The sequence below is a fragment of the Sebaldella sp. S0638 genome, assembly GCF_024158605.1.
GTDB lineage: Bacteria > Fusobacteriota > Fusobacteriia > Fusobacteriales > Leptotrichiaceae > Sebaldella.
In genome coordinates, this window is the sequence record NZ_JAMZGM010000280.1 from 1 (window position 1) to 825 (window position 825).

The window sequence follows — 825 nt, forward strand, 5'->3', positions numbered from 1 at the left end:
GATAAAAAGATACAAAAAGTTCTCGAGACAGAGGATTTAAGTGTAGATGAGAAGAGGAAAAATATAATAACCATAGTTGAGCGACTGGGTGATTTTGAAGAGGAAAGTAATAAACTAGTGACACCAAGAGGCTTACTGAGTGAATGGTGGACTGACTTAGAGAAAAAAGAACTTGATGGAATCTATACGGGATATAGTGATCTTGATAAATATGTATTTCTTGAGAAAGGAAGTTTAATCACAATAGGAGCAAGACCGTCGATGGGAAAGACAGCCTTTGGCTTGAATTTAGCTTATAAAAATGCAGTAAAGCATAATGTTTTGTATGTAAATATAGAAATGAACACAAAACAGATAACGAACCGGATACTGGCCAGTATGTCAGGAGTACTTCTAAAGAAAATAAAAAAGACAAAAGGAGAAGTACTAACAGATGATGATATAGCTGCAATAAGTCGTAAAATGTCAATGTTTGAGAAATTGAAACTAGGGATATTGGACTGCAAGAATAATAAATTTGAGATAATAGTTCAGGGAATAAAAAAGGCACATGAAAAAACTCCTTTATCCCTGATAGTAATAGATTACCTGACTTTAATGCAGGCAAAAGGATATTCAACCAAAAATATAGAAGTAGAGGAAATGGCTAATAGATTAAAGGCATTAGCAAAGGAGCTTGATACCTGTATTGTGGTCTTAGCTCAATTAAATCGGGCGGTAGAAAAACGAGCAGACACAAGACCAATACTAATGGATTTAAGAGATTCAGGAGGAATAGAGCAGGCGAGTAATGTGGTGATGTTTCTCCACAGGGAAGATTATTAC

1 protein-coding gene is annotated in these 825 nt (G+C 35.0%); it reads left to right on the plus strand.

What is annotated here, in order from left to right; translation table 11 throughout:
- On the plus strand, window positions 1-825 hold an 825-nt coding region (locus tag NK213_RS20265; RefSeq protein WP_253352720.1), incomplete at both ends, for a DnaB-like helicase C-terminal domain-containing protein.